Source organism: Pseudomonas muyukensis (genome assembly GCF_019139535.1).
Classification (GTDB): domain Bacteria; phylum Pseudomonadota; class Gammaproteobacteria; order Pseudomonadales; family Pseudomonadaceae; genus Aquipseudomonas; species Aquipseudomonas muyukensis.
In genome coordinates this window covers 5,209,404-5,225,681 of the sequence record NZ_CP077073.1, presented here as the reverse complement: position 1 = coordinate 5,225,681, position 16,278 = coordinate 5,209,404, and the positions used below count along the sequence as shown (strand labels likewise).

The 16,278-nt window shown below is 64.2% G+C and carries 12 protein-coding genes; 10 read left to right on the top strand and 2 right to left on the bottom strand.

Going from position 1 to position 16,278, the window contains the following annotated elements; all coding sequences use genetic code 11:
- Window positions 1-27: 27 nt before the first annotated feature.
- From rlmN to KSS95_RS23155, 10 genes are all read left to right on the top strand, one after another.
- Window positions 28-1,170, top strand: coding sequence for a dual-specificity RNA methyltransferase RlmN (gene rlmN, locus KSS95_RS23200; RefSeq protein WP_217850035.1), 1,143 nt, complete (start codon window positions 28-30; stop codon window positions 1,168-1,170).
- Between the two features lie 13 nt (window positions 1,171-1,183).
- The gene (gene pilW / locus KSS95_RS23195; RefSeq protein WP_217850033.1) at window positions 1,184-1,945 is read left to right on the top strand and encodes a type IV pilus biogenesis/stability protein PilW; all 762 of its coding nucleotides are present in this window, start codon (window positions 1,184-1,186) and stop codon (window positions 1,943-1,945) included.
- A complete protein-coding gene (locus tag KSS95_RS23190; protein WP_217850031.1) occupies window positions 1,942-2,970 on the top strand; it encodes a RodZ domain-containing protein in 1,029 nt (342 codons plus the stop codon). The genes pilW and KSS95_RS23190 overlap by 4 nt, the downstream gene beginning before the upstream one ends.
- A 3-nt stretch (window positions 2,971-2,973) precedes the next feature.
- On the top strand, window positions 2,974-4,083 hold the full coding sequence (gene ispG, locus KSS95_RS23185; protein ID WP_217850030.1) for a flavodoxin-dependent (E)-4-hydroxy-3-methylbut-2-enyl-diphosphate synthase: 1,110 nt from the start codon (window positions 2,974-2,976) through the stop codon (window positions 4,081-4,083).
- A gap of 23 nt (window positions 4,084-4,106) precedes the next feature.
- Window positions 4,107-5,396 carry a histidine--tRNA ligase gene (hisS, locus tag KSS95_RS23180; RefSeq protein WP_217850028.1) on the top strand — a complete coding sequence of 430 codons (1,290 nt, stop codon included), beginning with the start codon at window positions 4,107-4,109 and terminating at the stop codon, window positions 5,394-5,396.
- A 39-nt stretch (window positions 5,397-5,435) separates the two neighbouring features.
- On the top strand, window positions 5,436-6,077 hold the full coding sequence (locus KSS95_RS23175) for a tetratricopeptide repeat protein (protein WP_134689980.1): 642 nt from the start codon (window positions 5,436-5,438) through the stop codon (window positions 6,075-6,077).
- The gene (bamB, locus tag KSS95_RS23170) at window positions 6,052-7,221 is read left to right on the top strand and encodes an outer membrane protein assembly factor BamB (RefSeq protein ID WP_437179565.1); all 1,170 of its coding nucleotides are present in this window, start codon (window positions 6,052-6,054) and stop codon (window positions 7,219-7,221) included. The genes KSS95_RS23175 and bamB overlap by 26 nt, the downstream gene beginning before the upstream one ends.
- Before the next feature lie 116 nt (window positions 7,222-7,337).
- Window positions 7,338-8,801, top strand: coding sequence for a ribosome biogenesis GTPase Der (der, locus tag KSS95_RS23165; RefSeq protein ID WP_134689978.1), 1,464 nt, complete (start codon window positions 7,338-7,340; stop codon window positions 8,799-8,801).
- A 273-nt stretch (window positions 8,802-9,074) separates the two neighbouring features.
- The gene (locus KSS95_RS23160; protein ID WP_217850024.1) at window positions 9,075-10,223 is read left to right on the top strand and encodes a pyridoxal phosphate-dependent aminotransferase; all 1,149 of its coding nucleotides are present in this window, start codon (window positions 9,075-9,077) and stop codon (window positions 10,221-10,223) included.
- Window positions 10,211-11,002 carry an amidohydrolase gene (locus KSS95_RS23155; protein WP_217850018.1) on the top strand — a complete coding sequence of 264 codons (792 nt, stop codon included), beginning with the start codon at window positions 10,211-10,213 and terminating at the stop codon, window positions 11,000-11,002. Before KSS95_RS23160 ends, KSS95_RS23155 begins: the two co-directional genes overlap by 13 nt.
- A gap of 160 nt (window positions 11,003-11,162) precedes the next feature.
- On the opposite strand, the gene KSS95_RS23150 is transcribed toward KSS95_RS23155, so the two are convergent.
- Together KSS95_RS23150 and KSS95_RS23145 are read right to left on the bottom strand one after the other, a co-directional pair.
- Window positions 11,163-13,718, bottom strand: coding sequence for a sulfite reductase flavoprotein subunit alpha (locus KSS95_RS23150; protein WP_217850016.1), 2,556 nt, complete (start codon window positions 13,716-13,718; stop codon window positions 11,163-11,165).
- 99 nt (window positions 13,719-13,817) lie between these two features.
- A complete protein-coding gene (locus KSS95_RS23145) occupies window positions 13,818-16,055 on the bottom strand; it encodes a TonB-dependent receptor (protein WP_217850008.1) in 2,238 nt (745 codons plus the stop codon).
- Window positions 16,056-16,278: the final 223 nt, after the last annotated feature.

Below are 16,278 nucleotides of genomic sequence, written 5' to 3'. Positions count from 1 at the left end.
CGAAAGCTTACGGGTGAGGGTGAATCCATGACGACATCGACTGACAAGATCAACCTGCTGGGGCTGACCCTGGCGGAAATGGAACAGTTCTTCGACTCAATCGGGGAGAAGCGCTTCCGTGCCGGTCAGGTGATGAAATGGATTCACCATTTTGGCGTCGATGATTTCGCCGCCATGACGAACGTCGGCAAGGTCTTGCGCGAAAAGCTCGAGGCCGTTGCCGAGATTCGTGGTCCGGAGGTGGTCAGTGAAGACATTTCCGCCGACGGTACCCGCAAGTGGGTGGTCCGCGTTGCCTCCGGCAGCTGCGTCGAGACCGTCTACATCCCTACCGACGATCGCGGCACCCTGTGCGTGTCGTCGCAAGCCGGCTGTGCCCTGGACTGCAGTTTCTGCTCCACCGGCAAGCAAGGCTTCAACAGCAACCTCACCGCCGCCGAAGTGATCGGCCAGGTGTGGCTTGCCAACAAATCCTTCGGGACCGTCCCGGCCAAGATCGACCGCGCGATTACCAACGTGGTCATGATGGGCATGGGCGAACCCCTGCTGAATTTCGACAATGTCATCGCCGCCATGAAGATCATGATGGAAGATCTGGGCTATGGCATTTCCAAGCGTCGCGTGACCCTGTCCACCTCGGGCGTGGTGCCGATGATCGACGAGCTGGCCAAGCACATCGACGTGTCGCTGGCCCTGTCGCTGCACGCGCCGAACGACGAACTGCGCAACAAGCTGGTGCCGATCAACAAGAAGTACCCGCTGAAGATGCTCCTGGACTCGTGCATGGGCTACATGTCCACCCTGGGTGGCAAGCGTGTGCTGACCATCGAGTACACCCTGCTCAAGGACGTCAACGACCAGCCTGAGCACGCGGCGCAAATGATCGAACTGCTGCGCGACGTGCCATGCAAGATCAACCTGATCCCGTTCAACCCGTTCCCGCACTCGGGCTACGAACGGCCGAGCAACAACGCCATTCGTCGTTTCCAGGACCTGCTGCACCACGGTGGTTTCAACGTCACCACCCGCACCACCCGCGGTGACGACATCGACGCCGCCTGTGGGCAGTTGGTGGGCCAGGTCAACGACCGCACCCGTCGCAGCGAGCGCTACATCGCCGTGCGCCAGCTGGCCGCCGACGAGCCGCAAGACAGCGCCGCGCGCCCCTGACGAGCACCTGCCCATGACCTTGCGCGCCGCGCTGTCGATCCTGACGCTTTCGCTGCTGGCCGGCTGCGTGTCCGGCGGCGCGGGCGATCCCCTGGCCAGCCGCCAGGGACGCGAGGACGCGGGTAGGGCCTATGTGCAGTTGGGCCTTGGGTATTTGCAACAAGGTTTGACCGAACAGGCCAAGGCGCCACTGGGCAAGGCCCTGGCCCTCGACAGCCGAGATGCCGATGCCCACGCCGCCCTGGCGCTGGTGTTCCAGGCCGAAGGCGAACCGGCCTTGGCTGACCAGCACTTCGCCAAGGCGCTGGCGACCCAGCCGAGTGACACACGAATCCGTAACAATTACGGCAGTTTCCTATATGCTCAGGGCCGTTTCGGCGAAGCCCAGGCGAACTTTCGCCAGGCCGCCGCCGATACCCTGTATCCTGAGCGGTCCCGGGTGTACGAGAACCTGGGCCTGACCGCCCTGAAGCTGGGGCAGGCGGCGCAAGCGCGCGACTATCTGGAAAAAGCCCTTCGGCTCAATCAGCGGCAACCGAAGGCTTTGCTCGAAATGGCTGAGTTGTCTTACGAAAACAGGCATTATGTGCCGGCCCGGGACTACTACGATCGATTCAGCCAACTGAGCGACCAGAACGCCCGCAGCCTGCTGCTGGGCAGCCGCCTGGCCCGTGCCCTCGACGAACAGGGCGACGCGGCCCGGTTGGGCCAGCAACTACAACGACTTTATCCCGGTACGCCGGAATATCAGCAATACCTGTCGGAGCAACGATGAAAGCCGCGCACACCGAAGTAGCAGCAGCGACTGGCCAGAACCCCGGTGACGTCTTGCGCCAGGCCCGCGAAAAGCGGGACTGGAGCCAGGCCGAGGTCGCTCGAAAGCTCAACCTCACGGTATCTTCGCTGAACAACCTGGAAAACGGCGCCTTCGACAAGCTGCCGGGGCACACCTTCGCCCGTGGCTACATTCGCGCCTATGCCAAGTTGATGGACATGGACCAGGCGCCGCTGGTCGAGGCTTTCGACCAGATCACCGGGAGCCACGCCAAGGGCAGCGAAGTGCATGCGCTGGGCCGTATCGAAGAGCCGGTGCGCTTGTCCCACAACATCCTGCGGGTGGTCAGCCTGCTGCTGCTGGTGGCCGTGGTCGGCGGTGGTTTCTTCTGGTGGCAGGATCAGAGCAGCCAGCGGGGCAAGGATCTGGCCAAGATCGCCCTGGAGCACGTCGAGGTCGAGAGCGCCGACGGCACCACCCAGATCCACCCGCTGGACGAGCCGGAAGACCAGGCCGTGAGCGAGGGCCAGCAAGCCGAGGGCCAGGCCCTGCCGTTGGAACCCGCCAGCCCTGACGCGGCACCGGCCGAGGCTGCGCAAGCCCCGGCGGCGCCCGCCAGCGCTACCGCACCGGCCGCCCCTGTGGCGCCGAGCGCGCCGCTCGCCAGTGCCCCGGCCCCGGCCGTCGCCAGCACGCAGGCTGCCCCGGTCGCCCCCGTGGTGCCCGCTGCCCCCGTGGCCGCAGCACCGGCGCCGGTCAGCGAGGCCGCTCCGGCCGTCGCCGGTGGCGCCAATGTACACATCCAGTTCACCGCCGATTGCTGGACCCAGGTCACCGACGGCAACGGCAAGGTGCTGTTCAGCGCCATCAAGCGCAAGGGCGACAGCCTGGAACTGACCGGCAAGCCACCGTTTGCGGTGCGCCTGGGCTTCGCCCGCGGCGCCCAGGTGAGCTACAACGGCCAGGCGGTCGATGTCGCCCCGTTCACCAGTGGCGAAACCGCTCGCCTGAAGTTGGGACAGTAAGTCATGCACGGCGAATCTCCGATCAAACGTCGCGAATCCCGCAAAATCTGGGTCGGCAATGTGCCGGTGGGTGGCGATGCCCCCATCGCGGTGCAGAGCATGACCAACACCGACACCAACGACGTGGCCGCCACCGTGGCGCAGATCCAGCGCCTGGTCGATGCCGGCGTGGACATCGTCCGCGTGTCGGTGCCGGACATGGACGCCGCCGAGGCGTTCGGCCGTATCAAGCAGCGGGTCAGCGTGCCGCTGGTCGCCGACATTCACTTCGACTACAAGATCGCCCTGCGCGTGGCTGAGCTGGGTGTCGACTGCCTGCGCATCAACCCGGGCAACATCGGCCGCGAAGACCGCGTGCGGGCTGTGGTCGATGCCGCCCGCGACCGTGGCATCCCGATTCGTATTGGGGTCAACGCCGGCTCCCTGGAAAAAGACCTGCAGAAGAAGTACGGCGAGCCGACCCCGGCCGCGCTGGTCGAATCGGCGCTGCGCCATGTCGAGCACCTCGACCGCCTCGACTTCCAGGACTTCAAGGTCAGCGTCAAGGCCTCGGACGTGTTCATGGCCGTCGAAGCCTACCGCCTGCTGGCCAAGCAGATCATCCAGCCGCTGCATCTGGGCATCACCGAAGCCGGTGGCCTGCGCTCGGGGACGGTGAAATCCGCCGTCGGCCTCGGTATGCTGCTGGCCGAAGGCATCGGCGACACCATTCGCATTTCGCTGGCGGCCGACCCGGTCGAGGAAGTGAAGGTCGGCTACGACATCCTCAAGTCGCTGCACCTGCGCTCGCGCGGCATCAACTTCATCGCCTGCCCGAGCTGCTCGCGGCAGAACTTCGATGTGGTCAAGACCATGAACGAGCTGGAAGGGCGCCTGGAAGACCTGCTGGTGCCGCTGGACGTGGCGGTGATCGGCTGTGTGGTCAACGGCCCGGGCGAAGCCAAGGAGTCGCACGTGGGCCTGACCGGTGGCACGCCGAACCTGGTGTACATCGATGGCAAGCCGTCGCAGAAACTGAACAACGACAACCTGGTCGACGAGCTGGAAAAGCTCATCCGCCAGAAAGCGGCCGAGAAGGCCGAGGCCGACGCGGCGCTGATCGCCCGCGGCTGAGCACAGATTCGTAAGGACTATTCGTGAGCAAATCGCTGCAAGCCATTCGTGGCATGAACGACATCCTGCCCGACCAGTCGCCGCTGTGGCGCTACTTCGAGGGCACCGTGGCCGGCTTGCTGGACAGCTACGGCTACAGCCAGATCCGCACGCCGATCGTCGAGTTCACCGAGCTGTTCAAGCGCTCGATTGGTGAAGTCACCGACATCGTCGAAAAAGAGATGTACACCTTCGAGGACCGCAACGGCGATTCGCTGACCCTGCGCCCCGAGGGCACCGCCGCCTGCGTGCGCGCCGTGCTCGAGCATGGCATCACCGGCAACGGCCAGGTGCAGAAACTCTGGTACATCGGCCAGATGTTCCGCCACGAGCGCCCGCAGAAAGGCCGCTACCGCCAGTTCCACCAGATCGGCGTGGAGGTGTTCAACCTCGACGGCCCGGACGTCGATGCCGAGCTGATCATGCTGACCTGGCGCCTGTGGGGCCTGCTCGGCATCCAGGATGCCGTCGAACTGCAGCTCAACAGCCTGGGCACCAGTGAAGCCCGCGCGCGCTACCGCGACGCGCTGGTCGACTACCTCAGCGCCCGCCTCGAGCAACTGGACGAAGACAGCCAGCGCCGCCTGAAGAGCAACCCACTGCGCATCCTCGACAGCAAGGACCAGAACACCCAGGCGGTGCTGGTCGGCGCGCCGAAGCTGGAAGACTACCTGGACGAAGCATCCCGCGTGCACTTCGAGGGCCTCAAGGCCCGTCTCGACGCCGCCGGCATTCCGTTCGTGATCAACACCAAGCTGGTGCGCGGCCTGGATTACTACAGCAAGACCGTGTTCGAGTGGGTCACCGACAAGCTCGGCGCCCAGGGCACCGTCTGCGCCGGTGGCCGCTATGACGGCCTGGTCGAGCAGATGGGCGGCAAGCCGACCCCGGGCGTTGGTTTCGCCATGGGCATCGAGCGCCTGATCCTGCTGCTGGAGACCCTGGGCAAGGTGCCCGAGTCGCTCAGCCGCACCCTCGATGTGTACCTGTGTGCCTTCGGTGAACAAGCCGAGCTGGCCGCCCTGCGCCTGAGCGAAGGCCTGCGCGATCGCCTGCCGGGCCTGCGCCTGGCGGTCAACGCCGGTGCAGGCAGCTTCAAGAGCCAGTTCAAGAAAGCCGACAAGAGCGGCGCCTTGTTCGCCTTGATCCTGGGTGACGACGAACTGGCCAAGCAAGAAATCGGCCTCAAGCCCCTGCGTGGCCAGGGCGAACAACAGAACATTGCCTGGGCTGCTCTGGCTGAGCACCTGGAAACCGCGATCGCGCAAGCGTAACGCGGTTCAACAAGCGAATAGGCGAAAAGGAGTATTGGGGTGTCGAGTACCGATGATGATGATCTGGCAGGGATCAAGGACTGGTGGAACCGCAACGGCAAGCCGCTGCTGACCGGTGCCTTGCTGGCCGGCGTGGTGGTGATGGGCTGGCAGACCTGGCACAAGTACCAGGCCAACCAGTCGCAAGGTGCCTCGGCGCTGTACCAGGCCCTGCTGGAAACCTCGCTGACCCCTGACGGCAAGCCGGATGCGACCAAGGTCGCCGAGCTGTCGAGCAAGCTCAAGAGTGAGTTTGGCGGCAGCGCCTATGCCCAGTACGGCAGCCTGTTCGTGGCCAAGGTCGCGGTCGAGAGCGGCAAGCTGGACGATGCTGCCAGCGAGCTCAAGGGCGTGATGGAAAAACCGGCCGATGCCACCCTGGGCGAGATCGCCCGCCAGCGCCTGGCCCGCGTGCTCGCGGCCCAGGACAAGGCCGAGGACGCGCTCAAGCTGCTCGACGGTGATACCGACAAGGCCTTCCAGGCCAGCCGTGAAGAACTCAAGGGCGACCTGCTGGTCCAGCTGGGTCGTGCCGACGACGCGCACAGCGCCTACGAAAAAGCCAAGGCCGCGCTGTCCGACGACGCCGCGATCGGTGGCCTGCAACTGAAGCTGGATGACCTGGCCAAAGGGGACGCCTGAAGTGAAGGGTTGGAAAACAGCAGCTGTGCTCACCCTCGCCGTACTGGCCGCGGGTTGCAGCAGCAACAGCAAGAAGGAACTGCCCCCGGCCGAGCTGACCAAGTTCACCGAGGAAGTGGTGCTCAAGAAGCAGTGGAGCCGTTCGATCGGTGACGGCCAGGGCGAAACCTACAACACCCTGGTACCGGCCATCGAGAACGATCGCATCTACGCGGCCGACGTCACCGGCAAGGTGTTCGCCCTCAACCGCGTCAACGGCGACGTGGTGTGGAAGCAGGACCTGGAGCTGCCGGTATCCGGCGCGGTCGGCGTCGGCTATGGCCTGGTCATGCTCGGTACCCTCAAGGGTGAAGTGGTTGCCCTGGACGCGAGCACCGGTGAGGAACGCTGGCGTTCCCGGGTCACCAGCGAAGTGCTGGCACCGCCGGCCAACAACGGCGACGTGGTGGTGGTACAGACCCAGGACGACCGCCTGATTGGCCTGGACGCCGCCACCGGCGACCGCCGCTGGATCTACGAGAGCAGCCCGGCGGTACTGACCCTGCGTGGCACCGGTGCCCCGGTGGTGACCAATCGCCTGGCCATCGCTGGCCTGTCCACCGGCAAGGTGGTGGCGGTGGACATCAGCAACGGCGTGCCAGTGTGGGAAAGCCGCGTGGCCATCCCGCAGGGCCGTTCCGAGCTGGACCGGGTGGTCGACATCGACGGCGGCCTGCTGCTGTCCGGCGGCACCCTGTACGTCAGCACCTATCAAGGCCGCGTCGCCGGCCTGGACGTGGACAGCGGTCGGGTGCTCTGGCAGCGCGATGCCAGCAGCTATGTCGGTGTCGCCCAAGGCTTCGGCAACGTCTACGTGAGCCTGGCTTCGGGCACCGTCGAGGGTGTCGATGAACGTTCCTCCAGCGCGTTGTGGAGCAACGACAGCATGGCCCGCCGGCAACTGTCGGCGCCGGAAGTGTTCTCCAGCTACGTGGCGGTGGGTGACTTCGAGGGTTACCTGCACCTGCTCAGCCAGGTCGATGGTCGCTTCGTCGGCCGTGAGCGTATCGACAGCGATGGCCTGCGCGCCCGGCCCCTGGTGGTCGGCGACACCATCTACGTCTTTGGCAACAGCGGCAAGCTCGAGGCACTGACCATCCGCTGAAGCTAAGCTTGGGGCTCTGACCGGCCCCGGGCTGCGGCGCACGATGCGCCCCCGAATACCGGCCGCTGCCTTGCAGCGGCCTTTGCATTTTCAAGAATTCAAGAGTGGAGAGCCGCATGGTTCCCGTAATCGCCCTGGTGGGCCGGCCGAACGTCGGCAAATCCACCATGTTCAACCGCCTGACCAAGACCCGCGATGCCATCGTCGGCGACCTGTCGGGCCTGACCCGTGACCGCCAGTACGGCGATGCCAGCTGGCAGGGTCGTTCCTACATCCTCATCGACACCGGCGGTATCACCGGTGACGAAGTGGGCATGGACGAGAAGATGGCCGAGCAGTCGCTGATGGCCATCGAGGAAGCCGACTACGTGTTGTTCCTGGTCGATGCCCGCGCCGGCATGACCGCTGCCGACCAGATGATCGCCGACCATCTGCGCAAGCGGAACAAGGAAGCGGTGCTGGTCGCCAACAAGATCGACAACATCGACCCCGATATCGCCCGCGCCGAGTTCTCGCCGCTGGGCATGGGCAACGCCATCCCGGTGGCCGGTTCCCAGGGCCGTGGCATCAACGCCCTGATGGAGTCGCTGCTCGGCCATATCCCACGCGACCCTGAGGAAGAAGCCCTCGACGAGGACGTCGCCGAAGGCGAGGAAGCCACGCGCATTCCAGGCCCGAGCGAGAAGGATGGCATCAAGATCGCCATCATCGGCCGCCCCAACGTCGGCAAGTCGACCCTGGTCAACCGCATGCTCGGCGAAGAGCGCGTGGTGGTGTACGACCAGCCGGGCACCACCCGCGACAGTATCTACATCCCGTTCGAGCGTGATGGCGAGAAGTACACCTTCATCGACACCGCCGGCGTGCGCAAGCGCGGCAAGATCCACGAGGAAGTCGAGAAGTTCTCGGTGGTCAAGACGCTGCAGGCGATCAAGGACGCCAACGTGGTGATCTTCGTCATGGACGCCCGCGAAGGCGTGGTCGACCATGACCTGAACCTGCTGGGCTTCGCCCTCGACGCCGGGCGTGCCGTGGTCATCGCCCTGAACAAGTGGGATGGCATGGAGTCGGGCGAGCGCGACTACGTGAAGACCGAGCTGGAGCGCCGGCTGTTCTTCGTCGACTTCGCCGACATCCACTTCATTTCTGCGCTGCATGGCACCGGCGTGGGCCACCTGTACAAGTCGGTGCAGGCCGCGTTCAAGTCGGCAGTCACCCGCTGGCCGACCAGCCGCCTGACGCAGATCCTCGAAGACGCCATCAGCGTGCACCAGCCGCCGCTGGTCAACGGCCGCCGGATCAAGCTGCGCTATGCCCACCTCGGTGGCGCCAACCCGCCGCTGATCGTGATCCACGGCAACCAGACCGACAAGATCCCCAACTCCTACTCGCGTTACCTGGAGAACACCTACCGCCGGGTGCTCAAGCTGGTCGGCACGCCGATCCGCATCGAGTACAAGGGAGGGGACAACCCGTACGAGGGCAAGAAGAACACCCTCACCGATCGTCAGGTCAACAAGAAGCGTCGCTTGATGTCGCACCACAAGAAGGCCGAGAAGAAACGCCGCGACAAGCGCTGATAAGCGCGCGCAATCTTTGTAGGAGCGGCCTTGTGTCGCGAAAGGGCTGCATGGCAGCCCCGGCTATCTTGCAGTCCTGCTGAACCCTGGGGCTGCTGCGCAGCCCTTTCGCGACGCAAGGCCGCTCCTACAGGAAAGCGCGTGGACATTGATCTCCCGGCTACGCGTTGACCCAACGCAATCCCCCTATTGTTTCAACCTTTTTCCTGACTGCTCGATCCGCTATGCTCGGATTCCACCCCGTGCCGGACCAACCCCAGGAAAGAGGGCTTCATGATCCGCAGCAAACTGCCGAACGTCGGCACGACCATCTTCACCACCATGTCGCAACTGGCCATGCAAACCGGTGCGCTGAATCTTTCCCAGGGCTTCCCTGACTTCAACGGCCCCCAGGCCTTGCTCGATGCCGTTGGCCGCCACGTGGCCGCCGGGCACAACCAGTACTCGCCGATGACCGGCTTGCCGGCCCTGCGCCAGCAGGTGGCGGCGAAGATCGCCCGGTTGTATGGCGCGCAGGTGGACGCCGACCAGGAAGTGACCATCACCCCAGGTGCCACCGAGGCGATCTTCTGCGCGATCCAGGCGGTGATCCACCCCGGCGACGAGGTGATCGTCTTCGACCCCAGCTATGACAGCTACGAACCCTCGGTAGAGCTGGCGGGCGGGCGCTGCGTGCATGTGCCACTGCGCGACGGCAGCTTCAGCATCGACTGGCAGCGTTTCAGCGACGCCCTCAGCCCGCGTACGCGCATGGTCATCCTCAACTCGCCGCACAACCCCAGTGGCGCGCTGATCAGCCGCGACGACCTGGACCAGCTGGCGCGGCTGATCGAGGACCGCGACATCTACCTGGTCAGCGACGAGGTGTACGAGCACCTGATCTACGACGGCGTGCGCCACGCCAGCGTGCTGGCCCACGCGCAGCTCTATGCACGGGCATTCGTCATCAGCTCGTTCGGCAAGACCTACCACGTCACCGGCTGGAAGACCGGCTACGTGGTCGCGCCGCCGGCCCTGAGTGCCGAGCTGCGCAAGGTGCACCAGTACGTCAACTTCTGCGGCGTCACGCCGTTGCAGTGCGCCCTGGCCGACTTCATGGCCGAGCACCCCGAGCATATCGATGAACTGCCGGGCTTCTACCAGGCCAAGCGCGACTTGTTCTGCGACTTGCTGCAAGGCTCGCGTTTCACCTTCACCCGCACCCCGGGTACCTATTTCCAACTGGTCGACTATTCGCAGATCCGCCCCGACCTCAACGATGTCGACATGGCCCTGTGGCTGACCCGCGAGCATGGCGTGGCCTGCATCCCGGTGTCGGTGTTCTACCAGCAACCCATCCCCGAGCAACGCCTGGTACGCCTGTGCTTTGCCAAACGCGAGGAGACGCTGCGCCAGGCAGCGGAGAAACTATGCGCGATCTGAGCCAACTGCCGAACCTGAAAATCGCCCTGGTGCAGACCACCCTGGCCTGGCACGACCGCGAAGCGAACTACGCGCATTTCGAGGAGATGATCGCGCAGGCCGGCGAGGTCGACCTGGTGATCCTGCCAGAGATGTTCACCACCGGTTTTTCGATGGACTCCGAGCAGCTCGCCGAGCCGGAGAACGGCCCCACCTACAAGTGGCTCAAGGCCCAGGCGAAAAAGGCCAATGCGGTGATTACCGGCAGCGTGATCATCCAGGCCGCCGACGGCAGCCACCGCAACCGCCTGTTGTGGGCGCGGCCCGATGGCGAAATCCTGCACTACGACAAGCGCCACCTGTTCCGCATGGCCGGTGAACACAAGCACTACACCCCAGGCGAGCGCCAGGTGCAGTTCGAGCTCAAGGGCTGGCGCATTCGTCCGCTGATCTGCTACGACCTGCGTTTCCCGGTGTGGAGCCGCGACGCCCAGGACACCGACCTGCTGCTGTACACCGCCAACTGGCCGGCGGCGCGCCGTCTGCACTGGAACCGCCTGTTGCCGGCGCGGGGCATCGAGAACCTGTGCTTCGTGGCCGCGGTGAACCGGGTGGGCACCGATGGCAAGGGCTTTGCCTATTCAGGCGACAGCCAGGTGCTCGACTTCCAGGGCGAGAGCCTGTTGAGCGCGGGCGAGGCCGACGGTGTGTTCACCGTGGTGCTGCGCGCGGCGGAGCTGGCGGCGTACCGCGCGCGTTTCCCGGCCAACCTGGATGCCGATACCTTCGAATTGCATTGAAGAGGTGACCGCCGTGGGTGCCAGCACCGCAGCGCATTTTGGGTAGGAGCCGGCTTGCCGGCGAACACCGGCGTAGCCGGTGCCAAGCACCGCGGTGTTTGCTTCGCCAGCAAGGCTGGCTCCTACAGTTCACGCTACGAGGGGATACCGCGCGATGTGCTCAATACACATCCCGCCGATACCGCCCATCCTCGATCAACTGCTGCACGAACGCTTCACCGAGGATTCCCTGCAACGCCGCATCCACCCCAGCGGCCATCCCTTGCAGGCTGCCGCAGACATACACGCAGGCGCCAGTGTCGATCCAACGCTTGAACTCGGCGGCCTGCTGCAACAGCACATCCTGCACATAGACCTTCTCGGCCTGGTCGCGGGAGAACGCCAGGTCCAGTCGTTGCAGGTCGCCGCGCTCCAGCCAGCCGTGCAACTCGTCGCCACACAGCAGATCGTGGGCGCGGTTGCGTTCGCCGAACAGCAGCCAGTTGCGCTGCTCGCCGGCAGCGATGCGCGCCTTGAGCAGGCTGCGCAGACCAGCCAGGCCGGTGCCATTGCCGATCAGCACCAAGGGCGCCGACTCGGCGGGCAAGTGGAAGCCGCTATTGCGACGCAAGCGTGCGCTGACACTGCGTTCCAATGGTAGGTGCTCGGTCAGCCAGCCGGAGCCCAGGCCCAGGTTGCCATCGGCGTGGCGCTCCTGGCGCACGATCAGCTCCAGCACGCCATCGCTGGCGATGGAGGCAATCGAGTATTCACGGGTGGTCAGCGGGATCAGGGCATCGACCAGTGCCTGGGCATGCAGGCCGACCAGGTGTTCGCGACTGACCGGCAACTGGCGGGTGGCCAGGGCCTGCGCCAGGGTCTCCTGCAGACCTTCGAGCCGCACCGGGCTGCCTGGGTCGAGGCCCAGGCCGGCCAGGAAGGCATCGACACGGGGCTGGCCGTTGCGTGGCAGGATCTCGATCAGGTCACCGGCATCCCACGTGCAGGGTGTTTCGGCTTGCAGGCCCAGCAGGTATACCGGGGCGCCCTGGCTGCCAGGGTTCAGCAAGTCGCGGCGCACCAGGCGCCAGTTGCCGAAGCTTGGCGGTTGCCAGGCGGCGACCGGGCGGGCTCCGGTCAATTGCGCCAGTTCTTGTTGCCACAGTCGTAGCGCGGCGGGGTCGGCGTTGTCCACCTCCACCGGGCTGAAGGCATTGCTGGCGCCGCGCTCGCCGAGCCAGGCCTGGAGCCGCCGGGCGAAGCCGCAGAAGTGCGGATACTGGCGGTCGCCCAGGGCCAGCAGGGCGTAGTTGAGGTGTTCCAGCGCCCAGGGTTGGCCCAGCACCTTGCGTTCAAAGCCACGAGCGCTGTCCGGCGCTTCGCCGTCGCCGAAGGTGCTGACCACGAACAAGGCGCGCTTGGCCTGGCGCAACTCGGGCTCGCCCAGTTCGGCCAGTGGACGCACCTGGACCGGCAAGCCTACGGCCTGCAACTGGCCGGCGCTCTGCCAGGCCAGTTGCTCGGCCAGCCCGCTCTGGCTGGCGAAGCCGATCAGCCAGCTGTCGCCAGTGCTGGCCGTGCTCCCCACTGCGCCGCGGGCGGCACGGACCTGGCGTTTCTTGCGGCGGCGGTCGAGGTACAGCAGCCAGCCGGTGACGAAGAACAACGGCATGCTCAGGCTGGCCAGGGTGACGATGATGCGCCCCGGCAGGCCGAAGTAGCTGCCCACGTGCAGGGCGTAGACGCTCTGCAGCAACTGGGCCTTGAACGATTTGTCGGTATAGCGCTCGTGGCGCTTGATTACGCCGGTGGCCGGATCAAGGGTGAGGGTGTTGAAGGCCCGCTCATGCTCGGCGCCTTGCAGCAGGTAGAACAGGGTCGCCGGTTGGCCGCCAACCGGCGGCAGGCGCAGGTTATAGCTGGCAAGGTTCGGGCCGGCGGCCTCCTTGAGGTTGGCCCAGATGGCGTCGTAGTCGACCAGCAACGGCGGCGCGTTCTTGTCCGCCTTGGGTGGCCCATGGCGTCCGCCACGGCCTTCACCGCGTTTCTGTGCCCCGGCGGTTGGCTGGTCGGCCAGCAGGCGGTTCAGGCCTTCGCGGTACCACTCGTAGGACCAGAACAGCCCGGTCAAGGCGAACAGCAGGTAGAACAGCAGGCACCAGGTGCCGAACACCGCATGCAGGTCCCAGTTGAACGCGCGGCCTTTCTTGGCCCAGTCCAGGGTCAGCCAGGTGCGCCAGTTCAAGGCCTTGCGCGGCCAGCGCAGGTACAGGCCGGACAGGCAGAAGAAGATCAGCATCAGGGTGCAGGCGCCGGTGATCTGCCGGCCGCTGTCGCCCATCGCCAGGAAACGGTGCAGGTTGAGCATGAGGTTGAAGAAACCCAGCCCGGCGACTTCGCCCTTGAGCTCGCCGGTGTAGGGGTCGGCATAGCGCAGTTGGCCGCGGCGCTCGCCGGGCGCGGGCATGAAGAAGATCCGCGCGGCGTTGCCTTCGCGGGTATCGACCCAGAGCATCGACACCTTGTCGCCTTCGGCGGCTTCGACCCGGCGTACCAGTTCGGCCGGTGGCAGCACGCCTTGCTCGCGCACCTCGACCTTGAGCACTTCGGCGTTGAACGCGCGCAGCAGCTCTTCCTGGAACGACCAGATGGCCCCGGTGATGCCCATCAGCGCCAGCACCAGGCCGGCGCTGATGCCAAAGAACCAGTGCACTTGGAACAGCGTCTTCTTCACCACATCGATTACCTTGTCTGGCCGCCTGGTGCGCGGCGTGCATTATGCCTTGATATGCGAAAGCCCCGTTCATGGGAATGAACGGGGCTTTTTGTCACACCATCAGAAGTGGAAGTTGGCGCTCATGAGTGCTGTACGACCCGCTGCAACGTGTGCGTAGTGGGTGGAAAACACTTGGTCGAAGTAGCGTTTGTCCGTAAGGTTTTGCAGATTCAACTGCAGGTCGACGTTCTTGGTCAGACGATAGGTTGCCATCGCGTCATAACGCCAGTAGGACGGCACCTCGACAGAGTTGGCCTCATCCCCGAAGCGTGAATCGACGAAGGTTGCGCCGGCGCCGACCGTCAGTTGAGGAACAATGTCGTAGGTTGACCAGAAGGTGAAGTTGTTCCGCGGCGTGCTTGGCATGTGGTTGCCTTGGTTTGCAGCGGTGGTGGTCTTGACGATTTCACTTTCCATGTAGGTGTAGCCGCCATAGACCTTCCATTTGCTGGTCAGATTGCCGGCATAGGTCAGTTCCAACCCTTGGACGCGTTGTTCTCCGTCCAGTACCTGGTAGGTGGCGTTGTCTGGGTCAGTCACGCGTGCGTTGGTCTTGTCGGTCCGGAACAGCGCTGCTGTCAGCGAGAGGTTTTCGTCGAAGAAGTCCCACTTGGTTCCGATCTCATAGTTGCGGTTGCGTTCTGGATCGAGGTTGCTGTTGTTGGCCGCGAGTTCTAAGCCGCCATTGCCGCTGGTCTCACCCGATGGGTTGCTGGAGGTCGACCAGGCTGCGTAGATGCTGCCATTGGGCAGCGGTTTGTAGACTACACCCAGTTGGTAGTTCCACAGGTGCGCATTGTTCTCACGGGAGAAGTCACCGGCCACTGAGCCGCGTCCGCCGGTGCTGTAACCGCTGGATTTGGTCTGGTAATCGTCATAGCGCAGACCAAGGTTCAGCGACCACTGCTCATTGAATGTCAGCGTATCGAAAACGTAAGCGGCGCGGGTTTTGGTGTCGGTGTCGGTATAGGCCGGGCTGTCGGTGATGGTGCCCGACCAACCGTCCTTCGGAGACGGATCGTACAGGCTGGTGCAGTCACCTGAACCTAGCAGAGCAGGGTTGCAGGTTGTGCCTGTACCGGCACTGGAGGTGATTACATAGCCACGGTTGTGTGTGTCGCTGTAGGTGAACTCCAGGCCTGTAACCAGGCTGTGCTCGATGAACCCGGTGTTGAACTTGGCGCTGAGGTCGGTCTGGTTGACCCAGCCCTTAGAGGTGGAGTTGCGGTTCTTGGTGGACCGATAGACGGTGCCGTTGGCAACGTTGCCCTTGCTGTCATCAGGGTTGGTCACGATGTAGTCGAGCGTCGAGCGCGACATCCGGAAGCTATTGGACAGCGTCAAGTTGTCGTTCAGATCGTGCTCGATCCGGATGGTCCCGCTGTCGTTGCTGGTCTTGCGGTAGTCGCGGCTGTTGAGACCGTAGAAGTTGTCACGGTCGACATGCGCGGGCTTGTCCACGTTGTATTTGCTGCGCGTGGCGCTGCGCGTCAGTGGGATACCGTAGTCCGGCATATCGTCGGTCTTGAGGTGGTAGTAGCCTACCGTCACGCGGGTATCGGTACCCAGGCCAAAGGCGAAAGACGGGGCAACACCCCAACGGCTTACATCCACGCCATCGCGACCCGCGACGTTGGCTTCGTGCTTCATCAGGTTCAAGCGAAATGCCGAACTGTCGGTCATTTGCTTGTTCAGATCCAGCGTGGTGCGCTTGGTTTGATCGCTACCCCAGGTGAACCCACCGTTATAAGCATCACCCAGCTTTGCTGTTTTGGTGACCAGGTTCAGGCTGCCACCTGTGGAGCCCGCGCCAGTGAAGGCCGAACCAGGACCTTTACTGACTTCGACCGATTCGACGTTGAAGATTTCCCGGCTTTGCGAGGCGACGTCTCGCATGCCGTCGACGAAAACGTCGCTCTCGGCGTTGAAGCCACGGATGATCGGGCGGTCGCCGGCAGGGTTGCCGCCTTCGCCAGCGCCGAAGGTGATGCCTGGCGTCGTACGCAGCGCATCTACCAAGGTGGTTGCGCCGGTATCACGAATCACTTGTTGCGGGATGACGGTGACACTCTTTGGGGTTTCGCGCAGTGGCGCCGTGTACTTTTTCGAGCTGGCAGTATCGGCCTTGTAGCTGGTGGTGTCCTGCGTCGCGTTCACGCTGGTCGCATCTAGCGAAATGGCAGCATCGTTGGCTTGCGCGGCGGATGCAACCTGAGCTGCAGCGGCGGTGGTAACGGCGACGCCAATGGCGGAAACGAGCAGGCGTGGTGAACTCACAGCGGTTGGCACGTGACGCATGGTGATGGACCTTCCCCAAGGTATGAAGGCCGCGGATGATAATGTAAGCGAATGTAAGGAACAATTGAGAAGCGTTACCATTCGCTAGAAATTTACATTCTTTACAATTTCACCTTACGGTTTTTACGGGGTCATACGTCGTGGATCAATGCCGGGGGCTTGTCCTGCGTAAAAGGTAATCAATATCATTGCGCCCTTACTCCTTGCCCATCAGGTGCCGTTG